The 14,748-nt window shown below is 61.4% G+C and carries 12 protein-coding genes; all 12 read left to right on the top strand.

From position 1 onward, the window contains the following. Nucleotides 1-55: 55 nt before the first annotated feature. The 12 genes from glnE (at nucleotide 56) to ABIA48_RS12555 (ending at nucleotide 14,742) form a co-directional block, all read left to right on the top strand. Entirely contained in the window at nucleotides 56-2,995 is a 2,940-nt protein-coding gene (gene glnE / locus ABIA48_RS12610; RefSeq protein ID WP_429488996.1) for a bifunctional [glutamate--ammonia ligase]-adenylyl-L-tyrosine phosphorylase/[glutamate--ammonia-ligase] adenylyltransferase, read from the top strand. A gap of 307 nt (nucleotides 2,996-3,302) precedes the next feature. Then, the gene (gene waaF / locus ABIA48_RS12605) at nucleotides 3,303-4,337 is read left to right on the top strand and encodes a lipopolysaccharide heptosyltransferase II (protein ID WP_429488994.1); all 1,035 of its coding nucleotides are present in this window, start codon (nucleotides 3,303-3,305) and stop codon (nucleotides 4,335-4,337) included. 1 nt (nucleotide 4,338) lies between these two features. Beyond that, the gene (gene waaC / locus ABIA48_RS12600) at nucleotides 4,339-5,400 is read left to right on the top strand and encodes a lipopolysaccharide heptosyltransferase I (protein ID WP_429488992.1); all 1,062 of its coding nucleotides are present in this window, start codon (nucleotides 4,339-4,341) and stop codon (nucleotides 5,398-5,400) included. Further along, nucleotides 5,400-6,521 (top strand): glycosyltransferase family 4 protein, encoded by a 1,122-nt coding sequence (locus ABIA48_RS12595; protein WP_429488990.1) that lies wholly within the window; start codon nucleotides 5,400-5,402, stop codon nucleotides 6,519-6,521. The genes waaC and ABIA48_RS12595 overlap by 1 nt, the downstream gene beginning before the upstream one ends. Further along, nucleotides 6,522-7,328 carry a lipopolysaccharide core heptose(I) kinase RfaP gene (gene rfaP / locus ABIA48_RS12590; protein ID WP_429488988.1) on the top strand — a complete coding sequence of 269 codons (807 nt, stop codon included), beginning with the start codon at nucleotides 6,522-6,524 and terminating at the stop codon, nucleotides 7,326-7,328. Then, nucleotides 7,328-8,062 carry a lipopolysaccharide kinase InaA family protein gene (locus tag ABIA48_RS12585; RefSeq protein ID WP_429488986.1) on the top strand — a complete coding sequence of 245 codons (735 nt, stop codon included), beginning with the start codon at nucleotides 7,328-7,330 and terminating at the stop codon, nucleotides 8,060-8,062. Before rfaP ends, ABIA48_RS12585 begins: the two co-directional genes overlap by 1 nt. Then, nucleotides 8,059-8,811: a lipopolysaccharide kinase InaA family protein gene (locus tag ABIA48_RS12580; RefSeq protein ID WP_429488984.1), complete on the top strand. Its 753-nt coding sequence runs from the start codon at nucleotides 8,059-8,061 to the stop codon at nucleotides 8,809-8,811. Before ABIA48_RS12585 ends, ABIA48_RS12580 begins: the two co-directional genes overlap by 4 nt. After that, nucleotides 8,811-10,262 (top strand): lipopolysaccharide kinase InaA family protein, encoded by a 1,452-nt coding sequence (locus ABIA48_RS12575; protein ID WP_429488982.1) that lies wholly within the window; start codon nucleotides 8,811-8,813, stop codon nucleotides 10,260-10,262. The genes ABIA48_RS12580 and ABIA48_RS12575 overlap by 1 nt, the downstream gene beginning before the upstream one ends. A gap of 210 nt (nucleotides 10,263-10,472) precedes the next feature. Beyond that, nucleotides 10,473-10,808, top strand: coding sequence for a YceK/YidQ family lipoprotein (locus ABIA48_RS12570; protein ID WP_429488980.1), 336 nt, complete (start codon nucleotides 10,473-10,475; stop codon nucleotides 10,806-10,808). 166 nt (nucleotides 10,809-10,974) lie between these two features. Continuing rightward, nucleotides 10,975-12,732: a carbamoyltransferase family protein gene (locus tag ABIA48_RS12565; protein WP_429488978.1), complete on the top strand. Its 1,758-nt coding sequence runs from the start codon at nucleotides 10,975-10,977 to the stop codon at nucleotides 12,730-12,732. After that, on the top strand, nucleotides 12,716-13,846 hold the full coding sequence (locus ABIA48_RS12560; protein WP_429488976.1) for a glycosyltransferase: 1,131 nt from the start codon (nucleotides 12,716-12,718) through the stop codon (nucleotides 13,844-13,846). Before ABIA48_RS12565 ends, ABIA48_RS12560 begins: the two co-directional genes overlap by 17 nt. Next, the gene (locus tag ABIA48_RS12555; protein ID WP_429488974.1) at nucleotides 13,846-14,742 is read left to right on the top strand and encodes an antimicrobial resistance protein Mig-14; all 897 of its coding nucleotides are present in this window, start codon (nucleotides 13,846-13,848) and stop codon (nucleotides 14,740-14,742) included. Before ABIA48_RS12560 ends, ABIA48_RS12555 begins: the two co-directional genes overlap by 1 nt. Nucleotides 14,743-14,748 lie beyond the last annotated feature (6 nt).

Genomic DNA, 14,748 nt, shown 5'->3' with positions numbered 1-14,748 from the left:
TGGGTTTTAGAAATCCACTACATGCAGCCCGTTGTACGCCGATCAAGGATAGACCATGAGCCTCCCTTCGCTTGCCGAACTGCCCGCCATTCTCCTGCCGTTTGTCACCCGCGCCGAGCAGTCGTTCCGGGCTGCCGTCGCCGCCCTGGACGACGACCACGGGTTGTCTGCCTGGACGCCTGAACGCTGGGCGCAATTTGCCCGCATCACCGCCGCCAGCGATTTCGTGATTGAACAGTCTGTTCGTGACCCTTTGATGTTGCTCGAGCTGGTGCAGTCCGGAGAACTGGACCGCAGCTTCGCTCCCGGTGAGTTGTGCGCGCAGATCGCGGCTGCCGTGAATGCAGCCGAGACCGACGATCAACTTGGCCGTGCCTTGCGTCGCCAGCGTGCACGCCATCAGGTGCGGATCATCTGGCGCGACCTGACCCGCCAGGCCGATTTGATCCAGACCTGCCGCGACCTCTCGGACATGGCCGATGCCAGTATCGATCAGGCCTATCAATGGTTGTACGTGCGCCATTGCCAGCAGTTCGGCGTGCCGACCGGGCGCCGCAGCGGCGAGCCACAGCAGATGGTCATCCTCGGCATGGGCAAGCTCGGCGCGGTGGAGCTGAACCTGTCGTCGGACATTGACCTGATTTTCGCCTACCCCGAGGGTGGCGAAACCGTCGGCGTCAAACGCCCGCTGGATAACCAGGAATTCTTCATTCGTCTCGGCCAGCGGCTGATCAAGGCCCTGGACCCGATGACCGTCGACGGCTTTGTGTTCCGCGTCGACATGCGCTTGCGCCCCTACGGTTCGGCAGGCGCGCTGGTGCTGAGCTTCAATGCGCTGGAGCAGTATTACCAGGATCAGGGCCGCGACTGGGAACGCTACGCGATGATCAAGTCGCGGGTGGTGGCCGGCGACCAGGTGGCCGGTGCGCAACTGCAAGAGATGCTGCGGCCATTCGTTTACCGGCGCTACCTGGACTTTTCGGCCATCGAAGCGCTGCGCACCATGAAGCAGTTGATTCAGCAGGAAGTGCGGCGCAAGGGCATGGCCGACAACATCAAGCTCGGCTCCGGCGGTATTCGTGAAGTCGAGTTCATCGCCCAGGCGTTCCAGTTGATCCACGGCGGCCGCGATTTGAGCTTGCAGCAACGCCCTCTATTAAAGGTGCTGAGCACACTGGAAGGTCAGGGTTACCTGCCGCCGGCGGTGATCAGCGAGCTGCGTGAAGGTTACGAGTTTCTGCGTTACACCGAACACGCGATTCAGGCGATTGCCGACCGCCAGACGCAAATGTTGCCCAATGGCGAACAGGATCAGGCGCGTATTGCCTTTATGCTGGGGTTCGCCAACTGGACCGCCTTCCACGAACAATTGATGTATTGGCGCGGCCGCGTGGCTTGGCACTTCGGGCAGGTGATCGCCGATCCCGACGAAGAGCAGGGTGCCGAAAGCGAAGTGGTGGTCGGCGGCGAGTGGTTGCCGCTGTGGGAAGAGGCTCAGGACGATGAGGCCGCTTGTCGCCAGCTGGAAGAGGGTGGTTTCAAGGATGCCCCCAAAGCTCTGAAGGCCTTGGCCAGCCTGCGCAGCAGTCCGCAATTGCGGGCGATGCAGCGGCTGGGACGTGAACGCCTCGATGCCTTTATTCCGCGTTTGCTGGCACAGGCCGTGGAACATGACAATCCGGACCTGGTGCTGGAGCGGGTGTTGCCGCTGGTTGAAGCCGTGGCCCGTCGTTCCGCGTACCTGGTGCTGCTGACCGAGAACCCCGGTGCGTTGCGGCGTTTGTTGACCCTGTGCGCGGCGAGCCCGTGGATCGCCGAGCAAATCACCCGTTTCCCGCTGCTGCTCGACGAATTGCTCAACGAAGGCCGCTTGTTCAAGCCACCACTGGCGCCGGAGTTGGCCGCTGAACTGCGCGAGCGCCTGACGCGGATTCCCGAGGATGACCTCGAACAGCAAATGGAAGCCCTGCGCCACTTCAAGCTGGCGCACCGCCTGCGGGTGGCCGCATCGGAAATCGCCGGCAGCCTGCCGCTGATGAAAGTCAGCGACTACCTGACCTGGCTCGCCGAAGCGATCCTGGAGCAAGTGCTGGCATTGGCCTGGCGCCAGACCGTGGCCAAGTACGGCACGCCGCTGCGCACGGATGGCACCTTGTGCGATCCCGGCTTCATCATTGTCGGTTATGGAAAAGTCGGTGGCCTGGAACTCGGGCATGGTTCGGACCTGGACCTGGTGTTCATCCACGACGGCGATCCACAGGCTGAAACCGATGGACCGAAACCCATCGATGGCGCGCAGTTTTTCACTCGGTTGGGGCAGCGGATCATTCACTTGCTGACGGCGCAGACCAACTCCGGTCAGTTGTACGAAGTGGACATGCGTCTGCGCCCGTCCGGTGCGTCGGGGTTGCTGGTGAGTTCCCTGGGGGCGTTTGCCCGTTATCAGGAGAACGAAGCCTGGACCTGGGAGCATCAGGCGTTGGTGCGGGCGCGAGTGCTGGTGGGCAGTCAGGATGTCGGCCAGGCATTCGAGAAAGTCCGCGCCACGATATTGGGCAAGACGCGTGATTTGCCAACCTTGCGCCAGGACGTCAGCGAGATGCGCGCGAAGATGCGCGATAACCTCGGCAGCAAGAGTACGGCGGCCGGCACTGGGGCAAATGCCTTCGAAGCCACGGCGCCGTTCGATATCAAGCAGGATGCTGGAGGTATCGTCGATATTGAATTTATGGTGCAATACGCGGCCCTGGCGTGGTCCGAAACACACCCGCCATTGCTGCGCTGGACGGATAACATCCGCATTCTGGAAGAGCTGGAGCATGAAGGACTGATGCCCGTCGAAGATGCCAGCCTGTTGCGTGAAGCGTATAAAGCGTACCGTTCCGCCGCCCACCGGCAGGCCTTGCAGAAGGACCCAGGGGTGATTCCGGGCGACCAGTTCGCGGACGAGCGGCGGCAAGTCATGCGGATCTGGCGTGAGCTGGGGTTAAACTGACACGCGCCAGTCGGAGTGACAAGATTCAAAGGTGGGAGCGGGCTTGCTCGCGAAGGCGGAGTGTCAGTCGATAGAGATATTGAATGTGATGGCCCCTTCGCGAGCAAGCCCGTTCCCACAGTAGATCTGCAGTGTCGGGCAGATCGAGGTACACCAATACCCAATGTGGGAGCGAGCCTGCTCGCGATAGCGGAGTGACAGTCGACAGCAATGTTGAAGGTGATGACCCCATCGCGAGCAGAGCGCTTCCACAGTGATTTTCGAGGCGGGGAGGCGTAGGCCTCCCCGGTTCGTTTATGGAAACCACATGAAAATTCTGATCGTTGGGCCCAGTTGGGTCGGTGACATGGTGATGGCGCAGACACTTTTCCAGTGTCTTAAGCAACGCCACCCGCAATGCGAAATCGACGTGCTGGCCCCCGAGTGGAGCCGGCCGATTCTTGAGCGCATGCCCGAAGTTCGCCAGGCCTTGAGCTTTCCGCTCGGTCACGGCGTTGTGGATCTGGCGACGCGTCGGCGCATCGGCAAATCCCTGGCCGGCCAGTACGACCAGGCGATCCTGCTGCCCAATTCCCTGAAGTCGGCGCTGGTGCCATTCTTTGCCGGCATCCCGAAACGCACTGGCTGGCGCGGTGAATTCCGTTATGGCCTGCTCAATGATGTGCGCACGCTGGACAAAGATCGTTACCCGCTGATGATCGAACGCTTCATGGCCCTGGCTTACGAGCCGGGCGTTGAATTGCCAAAACCGTATCCGCGCCCGACGCTGCAGATCGATCCGGTCACGCGTGAAGCGGCACTGGCAAAGTTTGGCCTGACCCTCGACCGTCCGGTGTTGGCCCTGTGCCCCGGCGCCGAGTTCGGCGAGTCCAAGCGCTGGCCGTCCGAGCATTACGCCAAGGTTGCCGAAACGAAGATCCGCGAAGGCTGGCAAGTCTGGCTGTTCGGTTCGAAAAACGATCACGCCGTGGGCGAAGACATTCGCGCACGTTTGATTCCCGGCCTGCGTGAAGAGTCAGTGAATCTCAGTGGCGGCACCTCGCTGGCCGAAGCCATCGACCTGATGTCCTGCGCCGATTCGGTGGTGTCCAACGACTCCGGCCTGATGCACGTCGCCGCCGCGCTGAACCGCCCATTGGTAGCGGTCTACGGTTCGACGTCGCCGGGTTTCACGCCACCGTTGGCCGAGCATGTGGAAATCGTACGCCTGGGCATCGAGTGCAGCCCATGCTTCGACCGCACCTGCCGTTTCGGCCATTACAACTGTCTGCGCCAGCTCATGCCGCAGGCCGTGAACGAAGCCTTGCAGCGGTTGCATGGCACTGTGGTCGAGGTCAAATAGCTTGCGGGTTCTGTTGATCAAGACGTCTTCGCTGGGCGACGTCATTCATGCGTTGCCGGCGTTGACCGACGCGGCGCGGGCGATCCCCGGCATCAAATTCGACTGGGTGGTGGAAGAAGGCTTTGCCGAGATCCCGACCTGGCATCCGGCGGTGGGCAAGGTGATTCCGGTGGCGATTCGTCGCTGGCGCAAAAACATCTGGCAGACCATCAAGAGCGGTGAGTGGAAGCGTTTCAAGCAAAGCGTTCGTGCCACGAAATACGATTTGGTGATCGACGCCCAGGGCTTGCTGAAAAGCGCCTGGCTGACCCGTTATGTCAAGGCGCCGGTGGCCGGCCTCGATAAAAGTTCGGCACGCGAGCCAATTGCTGCACACTTTTACAATCGACGTCTGGCCGTCGCCCGAGGCCAGCACGCGGTGGAGCGAGTGCGTCAGCTGTTCGCCATCGCGTTGGGCTATGACTTGCCCAAAGGCCTGGGCGACTACGGTCTGAATGTCGAGCGCCTGGTGGAATTGCCGCGCAAGAATCCTTACGTGGTGTTTCTGCATGGCACCACCTGGGACACCAAGCACTGGCCTGAAGCCTATTGGCGCGAGCTGACCGAACGGGTCGGCTACCTTGGCGTAGGGGTGAAGTTGCCTTGGGGCAATGCCCAGGAGAAAGCCCGCGCCGAGCGCATCGCCGCGGATTTCAAACACGCCGAAGTGTTGCCAAAATTGAACCTGGCGGGTGTCGGCAAGGTGCTGGCCGGCGCGCAAGCCTGCGTGGCGGTAGACACCGGCCTGGGTCATCTGGCCGCCGCGCTGGATGTGCCGACGCTGTCGCTGTTCGGCCCGACCAATCCGGGCCTGACCGGCGCCTACGGCAAATCGCAGATTCACCTGGCCAGCGACTTCCCCTGCGCGCCGTGCCTGCAAAAGAAATGCACTTACCAACCGACGGCCGAAGATGCCCGTCAGTTTGACCTGAAACGCGAGTGGCCATTGTGCTTCACGCGACTGAATCCCGAGCGTGTCGCCAGCCGACTGAGCACGTTGTTACTGGCTGAGGAGCTGCGCTGATGCAATTGGCATTTGTCTTGTACAAATATTTCCCGTTCGGCGGCTTGCAGCGCGATTTCATGCGCATCGCCCTGGAGTGCCAGAAGCGCGGCCATCAGATTCGTGTCTACACGCTGATCTGGGAGGGCGACGTGCCGCCGGGCTTCGAAGTGCTGGTGGCGCCGGTCAAGGCGTTCTTTAACCATCGGCGCAACGAAAAGCTCAGCGAGTGGATGGAAGCGGACCTGGCCAAGCGCCCGGTTGACCGTCTGATCGGTTTCAACAAGATGCCGGGCCTGGACGTGTACTACGCCGCCGACGGCTGCTTCGAAGACAAGGCGCAGAACCTGCGCAATTCGCTGTATCGCCGCTGGGGCCGCTATCGCCACTTCGCCGAATACGAGCGCGCAGTGTTCGCCAGGGACGCCAGGACCGAAGTGTTGATGATTTCCGAGGTCCAGCAGCCGTTGTTCATCAAGCATTACGACACACCGCTGGAGCGTTTCCACCTGCTGCCGCCGGGCATTGCCCAGGATCGTCGCCGGCCGGCCGATGCCGACGAAATTCGCGCAGGGTTCCGCGCGGAATTCAAGCTCCAGGACGACGAACTGCTGCTGGTGCAGATCGGCTCCGGGTTCAAGACCAAGGGTGTGGACCGCAGTCTCAAGGCGTTGGCGGCATTGCCCGCCGAGTTGAAGAAGCGCACCCGGCTGTTTGTAATTGGCCAGGATGACCCCAAGTTATTCCAGATGCAGAGCGCGACCTTGGGGCTGGGCGACAACGTCACGTTCCTCAAGGGCCGCAGTGACATACCGCGTTTCCTGTTGGGTGCCGATCTGTTGATCCACCCGGCGTACAACGAAAACACCGGCACGGTTTTGCTCGAAGCGCTGGTGGCCGGCTTGCCGGTACTGGTGAGCGCGGTGTGCGGTTACGCCCATTACATTGCCGAGGCCGATGCGGGCCTGGTGCTGGACGAACCGTTCGATCAGGCACAACTGACGCAGTACCTGACCGGCATGTTGAACGACGCTCTGGCAAGGGCGGCCTGGAGCCGCAACGGTCTGGCCTTCGCCGAAACGGCCGACCTCTACAGCATGCCGCAGCACGCGGCCGATGTGATTCTGGCGGAGCACGCTTAAATGAAGTTGATGCTGGCTGAACCGTTCAAAAGCCTCTGGGCCGGACGCGACCCGTTCGCCGAAGTCGAGGGGCTTGAGGGCGAGGTGTACCGCGAGCTGGAAGCACGCCGGACATTACGCACGGAAGTCGACGGCAACGGGTTTTTCGTGAAAATCCACCGTGGCATCGGCTGGGGCGAAATCTTCAAGAACCTGCTCACTGCCAAGCTTCCTGTACTGGGCGCGGGTCAAGAGTGGAGGGCCATCCAGCGCCTGCAGGAAGTCGGCGTGCCCACCATGACCGCCGTGGCGTACGGCGAGAAGGGTAGCAACCCGGCCGACCAGCACTCGTTCATTGTCACCGAAGAGCTGGCGCCTACGGTCAGCCTCGAAGATTTCAGCATCAACTGGATCCGGCAGCCGCCCGAGCCAAGACTCAAGCGCGCGCTGATCGCCGAAGTCGCACGCATGACCGGCATGATGCACCGCGCCGGGGTCAACCACCGCGACTGCTACATCTGCCATTTCCTGCTGCACACCGACAAACCGGTGACCGCGGACGACTTCAAACTCTCGGTGATCGATCTGCACCGTGCCCAGACCCGTCCGACGATCACCTCGCGGTGGCGCAACAAGGACCTGGCGGCCCTGTACTTTTCGGCCCTGGACATTGGCCTGACCCGCCGCGACAAGCTGCGTTTTCTCAAAGGTTATTTCCAGCAGCCGCTGCGTCAGATCCTGATTGAAGAGGCGTCGTTGCTGGCGTGGCTCGACGGCAAGGCCAACAAGCTCTACGAGCGTAAACAGCGATACGGGGATGCGCTCTGATGTCGGGTTGGAAACTGGAACCGGCCTACAGCGACCTGGTCGATGACTTCGGCAGCCTCGAGGCTGTGTTTGCATTGCAGGGCGAGCAATTGACCAGCGATCTGCTTTCGGAAGTCATCCGTGTCGAGCGCAATGGCGTCAACTATTACGTCAAGCGCTACGTGGGCGCTGGCAAAGGCTTGCGGCGTTACCTCGGCAAGCCTCGGGTGAAGATGGAGTGGCAGAACCTCAAGCGCTTCGCCAAGTGGGGCATTCCCACCGCCGAAGTGGTGGCCTGGGGGCTGGAGCGGCGCGGTGTGGCCTACGCTCGTGGTGCGATGATTACCCGGGAGCTGCCGCGTACTGAAGACTTGTCGGCACTGGCCGAGCGGCGCGACCCGAAACTTTCGGATCGCGCCTGGGTCGATACTGTCAGTCGTCAGTTGGCCGAATATACCCGGATCATGCACGATCACCGCTTCACCCATAACGATTTGAAGTGGCGCAACCTGCTGATCGACGATGAGGCTCGAGTGTTTTTGATCGATTGCCCCAACGGCGATTTCTGGCGCGGTTTCTGGCTCAAGTACCGTATTACCAAGGATCTGGCGTGCCTGGACAAGGTCGCCAAGTATCAACTGTCGGCTACCCAGCGCCTGCGCTTTTACCTGCAATACCGCAATCGGACCCGGCTCAACGCTGCGGACAAAAAACGCATCCGGCATGTGGTGAGATTTTTCGAGGGACGCGAATGAGCGATTTTCTGGCCGCTGAGGACCGCGCGCTGCTTGAGCGCCATGGTCTCGGTACGTTCGAGGCACTCTGGGCCATACAGCTCGAAGCGGTGGATGAACCCAACACCGGCCGCGGCGGCTGGAGCAGCGTGTCTCGGCTGGATCTGGAAGGCCATGGTTTCTACCTCAAGCGCCAAAGCAATTACCTGACCCGCACCTTGCGCGCACCGTTCGGCGAGCCAAGTTTTGCACGCGAGTTTCGCAACATCTCCCATTACCAGAAACTGGGGGTTCCGGCGCTGGAAGCGGTTTTTTACGGTGAGCGCAAGGTCAATGGCGAAGTCCGGGCGATCCTGTTGACCCGTGCCCTGGATGGTTGGGACGACCTCGACTCGCTGTTGCAGCGCTGGGCTGAATTGAGCCCCGAGCAGCACTCGGAAATCCTCAAGGCCAGTGGTGAACTGGCCCGGCAACTGCACGCTGCACGCCAGGTGCATGGTTGCTTCTACCCCAAGCACATTTTCATGCGCGCCACCGGCAACGGCTATCAGGCTCAATTGATCGATCTGGAAAAGACCCGGCCGCTGCTGTACGGGCAGCGTGACCGAATCAAGGACCTGGAACCGCTGACGCGCCGTGCGTCCGAGTGGGGCGAGTCGCAACTGCGGGAATTGCTGGCCGCCTATCTGGATCAACCGCAGGACAGCTCACTGATCGATAGCTGGCTGCAGCGCTTGACGGCGCGACGCAGCCAAAAGAGGCCGCGCTGATGCGATTGTCTGAATTGAAGTCCGTCGGCCGCAATCCGGTTTTGCCGCTGAGCATATCGCTGGCCGACGCTGCCGGCCCCGCCGATTTACAACTGCTGAGCCTGTTGCGGGTGTTGCCGGGGCAGCGTTATGTCGGTGCTGGCGTCTGGCGTGGTCGGCCGGTGCTGGCCAAGTTGCTGGTCGGCAGCAAGGCGGCCCGGCATTTTCAGCGTGAACTGGACGGCGTGCGCCTGCTCTCTGCCCAAGGGCTGACCACGCCGCAGCTGTTGGCCGACGGCCTGAAAGAAGGTGAGGGTGGCTGGCTGCTGTTCGAGTTTCTGGAGGGCGCCGAAAGCCTGGGTGATACCTGGAAGCAGGTCGAGAATTTACCGGTGTTGTCCGACGGGCAGGGGGCGGTGTTGGCCGAGGCGTTAGGCGCCATCGGTCAAATGCACCGCAAAGGACTGTGGCAGGAAGACCTGCACCTGGACAACCTGCTGCGTCAGCGTGGTCGTCTGTACTTGATCGACGGCGCCGGGATTTGCTCCGAAACGCCGGGACAGCCCCTGTCGCGGCAGAAAGTCCTGGAAAACCTCGGGGTGTTCTTCGCCCAGTTGCCCAAGTCGCTGGAGCCCTTCATTGAAGAGTTGCTGGTGTATTACCTGCTCAGCAACGGCGAGCACGCCCTGCCGATGGAAGCGTTGCAGAAGCAGATCGACAAGGTCCGCAACTGGCGCCTCAAGGACTTCCTGAACAAGGTCGGCCGCGAGTGCACACTGTTCAGCGTCCAGCGCGGAGCCTTTGGATTGCGGGCGATTCGCCGCGAGGAAGAGTCGTCGATGTTGCCGGTGCTGGAGCGCGCCGATGCCTTGCTCGATCAGGGGCATCTGTACAAGACCGGCGGAGCAGCGAGCGTCGGCAAGGTCGAGGTGGATGGCCGCACGCTGGTGATCAAGCGCTACAACATCAAGGGTTTTGCCCATTGGCTCAAGCGCTTCTGGCGTCCGAGCCGGGCCTGGCATTCATGGCGCGAAGGCAATCGCCTGGCGTTCCTCGGGATTGCCACGCCCAAGCCGCTGGCGCTGCTGGAAAAACGTGCTCTCTGGCTGCGCAGCCGGGCGTACTTGATCACCGAGTATCTGCCGGGGCCGGACATCATCGAGCGGTTTGCACCTTATGTTGAGCGTGGCGATGCACCGGAAGCCGAGCTGGCGGCGCTGGATCATCTGTTCGCCGAGCTGATTCGCGAACGCATCAGTCATGGCGACTTCAAGGGGCATAACCTGTTCTGGCAGCAGGATCGCTGGGCGTTGATCGACCTTGACGCGATGTGCCAGCACGGCTCCCTCGGCAGCTTCGCCCCGGCGTACGCAAAGGACCGCGCGCGGTTCATGCGCAATTGGCCTGAAAGCAGCGCCCTTTACCAGGTCATCGATCAGCGTCTTCCCAAAGACATCTCCAGCGCTGATTGAATCGGACCTTCGGTCCTTTCGCGAGCAAGCCCGCTCCCACACTTGAATGCAATCAAATGTGGGAGCGGGCTTGCTCGCGAAGGGGCCGGAACAGCCAACCGAGAAAGCAGACAAGTTCTTGTGAACCGTCCTACGCGATCTTGGGAAGCTGTGAACTGTGGTCGAAATCACCCCGATGCTAGTTTGCCTGACGTTCTCGGAGGGCAGGCTGTGACTATCAAAATGGCAGTTTCATCGGGTGTTTTATCAGTATCTCTAATGGGCTGCGGGACCGCCGCCACCGTCCTGCAGGATGAAGCCGAAGCGGCGCAAGGGCTGCGCAGGCAAAAGACCTATTGCCAGTCCATTCCGCGGGTCTACAGCGGCCTGGCTTATGACTTCTGCGTATTGAACGCGCCGCCCGATCCCACGGGTATCCTCGTACCGCTCATTTTGCTCGACCTGGCCCTGTCCGGCGCACTGGACACCGCCGCCTTGCCCTACACGATTTACCGGCAAAGCGTGGACGGCAATATCCGTGTCTACTGGCGGCCTTCGCGCGGTTAAAAGTAATCGCAAGGTCACCACCGTGGCTGCTTGCGGCTTGTAGCTAGAGGCTAGCCGCTGCTTTTACGCTATAATCCCGCCCTTTAGCTGTCTCTCGCCCCTTGCGAGGGCACATTAATTTTTGAGGCGCTTGCGCCTGCATGCAGACTAAAGAGGCTAGACCCCTGTGGCATTGACGATTCTTGGCCTGTCCGGCGCCCTTAGCCATGATCCTTCCGCAGCCCTGTATATCGACGGCAAGCTGGTCGCGGCGGCTGAAGAGGAGCGCTTCGTACGCGATAAACATGCAAAGAACCGCATGCCCTACGAATCGGCGAAATTCTGCCTGGAGCAGGCCGGCATCAAGCCGTCCGATGTCGACGTGGTAGCGATCCCGTTCGCCCCGATCAGCCTGTTCGGCAAGGCCCGCTGGCAGTACGCCAAGCGTTACTGGTACGCCCCTGACCGTGCACTCGACGCGATCCTGATGGGCAACCGTCGCTACAAGCGCTATCGCAACAAGATCGTCTGGTGCCTGGAGCAACTGGGTTTTGATCCGAAGAAGATCAAGATCGAGCCGGTCGAACACCATCTGGCCCACGCCTCCAGCGCTTATCACTGCTCCGGTTTCAAAGAGAAAACCGCGATCCTGGGCATCGACGGCAAGGGCGAGTACGCCACGACCTTCTTCGGTTATGGCGAAAACGGCAAGATCCACAAGATCAAGGAATTCTTCGATCCGGACTCCCTCGGCGGCCTGTACGGCGCGATCACCGAGTTCCTCGGTTTCGATATGCTCGACGGTGAGTTCAAGGTCATGGGCATGGCGCCGTACGGCGACGCCAGCAAATACGATTTCTCGCGCCTGGCTTCGTTCGAAAACGGCGAGCTGGTGATCAACACCGACTACGCCAACGTCATCGGTCTGCGTCGCTATAAAGAGAAGGGCAAGGGTTACTACTTTTCGCCGAAGCTGATCGAGTGGCTGGGTCCGAAGCGCGAAGGCGACATCGCCGACGAGCCTTACATCCACTACGCCGCGAGCATTCAAGCGCTGTTCGAAAAAATTGCGCTGCAGATGATCGACTACTACCTGGGCGGCGTGCTCAAGGAAACCGGCAAACTGGCCTACGCCGGCGGCTGTGCGTTGAACGTCAAGCTGAACCAGAAAATCATCGCCCGCGACGACGTCAAAGAGCTGTTCGTACAGCCTGCATCCGGCGACGCCGGTACCGCGGTGGGTGCGGCAGCCTACGTGTCCCACGCCCGTGGCGTACCGGTCGAGAAGATGGAACACGTCTACCTCGGCCCGTCGTACAGCAACGAAGACGTGATTGCAGCCTGTGCCCGTCACGCCAACAAGCCGACGTGGCGCAAGCTCGACAACATGCCGGAGCAGATCGCCAAGATCATGGTCGATGGCAACCCGGTGGCCTGGTTCCAGGGGCGCATGGAGTTTGGTCCGCGTGCACTGGGTGGTCGCTCGATCATCGGCTGCCCGAGCGTGCCGGGCGTGGCGGATCGCATCAACCATCAAATCAAGTTCCGCGAGCGCTGGAGGCCTTTCTGCCCGTCGATGCTCGACACCGTGGCGCCGCAGATGATCAAGATCGATCACCCGGCTCCGTTCATGACCTTCACCTTCGAAGTGGCGGAAGAATGGAAAACCCGCGTGCCGGAGGTCGTCCACGAAGACGGCACCTCCCGCGCCCAGGTGCTCAAGCGCGAATACAACCCGCGCTACTACGACATGATGAAAGCGCTGGAAGTGCTCACCGGCAACGGCGTGTCGCTCAACACCTCGCTCAACCGTCGCGGCGAACCGATGATCTGCTCGCCGACCGATGCGCTGAACATGTTCTTCGGTTCGGATCTACAGTATCTGATCATGGAAGACATCCTGGTGGTCAAAGAGGGCGCGAACGCCTATGACACGTTCGGCTGAACGTCATGTGCTGCAGTTCTGTCACGGCTATGACGGGCCGTTCCTGGACTGCGCACGGCAGTACGCCAGCCTGTTCGCGGGGACCGGCTATCGAGTGACCACGGTGTTCCTCACCGGGGCTGCCGATGCCGAGGTCGCCGCGGGCTGTGCCTCCGATGAAGTGCTGTTCATGGAGTACAGCTCCAAGGCCATTCGTGGCCTGAAGCTGGGAGCCATCGGCGATCTGCGCAAGATCGCCGCGTCGCGCAACTTCAGTTTCTGCATCGCACACCGCTTCAAGCCTATCTACATCGCCTTGCTCGGTACGTCGTTGCCGGTCATTGGCGTGCACCACGGGTTTGAAGATTACCAGCGCGGCAGCCGCAAACTGTTCGCACATATTTTCCGCAAGCGTTTGAGTTTGCTCGGCGTGTCCGACGCGGTGCGCGACGACATGCGCAATTGCCTGCCGAAGTGGCCGGCTTCGCGAATTCAGACGTTGTACAACCGTATCGACGTAGAGGCCCTGCACGCCTCGCAAGTGTCGGCTCGCGAGGCCCGGGAAACCCTGGGGCTGGCGGCGGATGCCTGGATCGTCGGCAACGTCGGACGGCTGCATCCAGACAAGGATCAGGCCACGCTGCTGCACGGTTTCGCCGAGGCGTTGCCGCAGTTGCCGGCCAACAGCCAGCTGGTGATTCTCGGCAAAGGGCGCCTGGAGGAAAACCTCAAGGCTCAGGCCCGCGAACTGGGCATCGGCGATCGGGTGCTGTTTCTTGGCCAGGTGCCGGATGCACGCAACTACTTCCGCGCCTTCGATGTGTTCGCCCTGAGTTCCGATCACGAACCGTTCGGCATGGTGCTGCTGGAGGCCATGGCCGCCGGTGTACCGTTGCTGGCCACCGCCTGCGGCGGAGCGAAGGAAGTGGTCGAAGGCGTGGGTATCCTGTTTCCGCTGGGCGATGCCGAACATCTGGCCAAGGGGCTGCAACATCTGGCCGCCATGGATGAGCAGCAACGTCGACAGTGTGCCGAGTTGATGCTCGAGCGCTTGCGCGAACGCTTTTCCGACCGCGCCGTGCGCGATGCTTTCTGGCACTTGCCGCACGTTACCGAACTGGCACAGAGGGGCTGATGCTCAACCGATTTCAAGGCTGGCGCGAGCGTGGCTGGGCGGTAGTCGACGCCTCGACTTACGCCGAAACCTGGCAGCGTTATGGCGGCAGCGTCGCGACTCATCCCATGGTGGTCGAGCGGCTGGCGAAACTGGCCGACATTCCTGTGCGTTACCTGGCTTGGGTGCAGGCTGACGAGATCAAGGCGGCGATCCCGACCTGGGGCCGCGACCTTGCCTTGTCCAAGGACGTACTCAAGCGTCGCGGCAAGAAAGGGCTGTTCGATCTGGGTAACGCCGAGATCATCCTGCCGGCCGCTGCCGATGCCCAGGCGCCTTTGCGCCATCGCGGGCGCTATCTGTCAGCGTTGAACGAGGGGCGGTTCACCGGCATCAGGTTGCAGGCCGAGCAACTGGCCATGGCTCGCACCCCCGAAGAATTGTCGAAAAAGTTTCGCTACAACCAGCGCCGCGAATTGCGCTTGCTTGAGGAGGCCGGTGGCGTGGTGCGGCCGGTGTCCGAGTTTTCCAGCTTTGATCTGGCGGCGATTTATTGCGACCTGTTCCAGCGCCGCTGGGGCTTCCCGGCGACGGGCGCCGAACGCATGGCCGAGGTCATCGAGCTGCTGCGCGAGTGGCTGATCGGTTCGGTGATTTTCCTCAACGATGCGCCGATCGCGATTCAACTGGTGTACCGCGTCGAAACCCCGCAGTGGATCAGCGTCGAGTACATCAACGGTGGGGTCGATCCGCAAACCCGTGAGTTCAGTCCCGGCAGTGTGCTGAGTTTTCTCAATACGCAAAGCGCCTGGGAACATGCCCGGGCGCAGGACAAGCCGTTGCGCTTTTCCTTCGGGCGCGCCGACCGTGAATACAAGGATCGCTGGTGCAACTCCGTGCCGGTCTTCACTGTATGAGCCAAG

This window comes from Pseudomonas sp. S30_BP2TU TE3576 (assembly GCF_050436025.1).
Classification (GTDB): Bacteria; Pseudomonadota; Gammaproteobacteria; order Pseudomonadales; family Pseudomonadaceae; genus Aquipseudomonas.
This window is presented reverse-complemented; position numbering and strand designations above follow the sequence as displayed.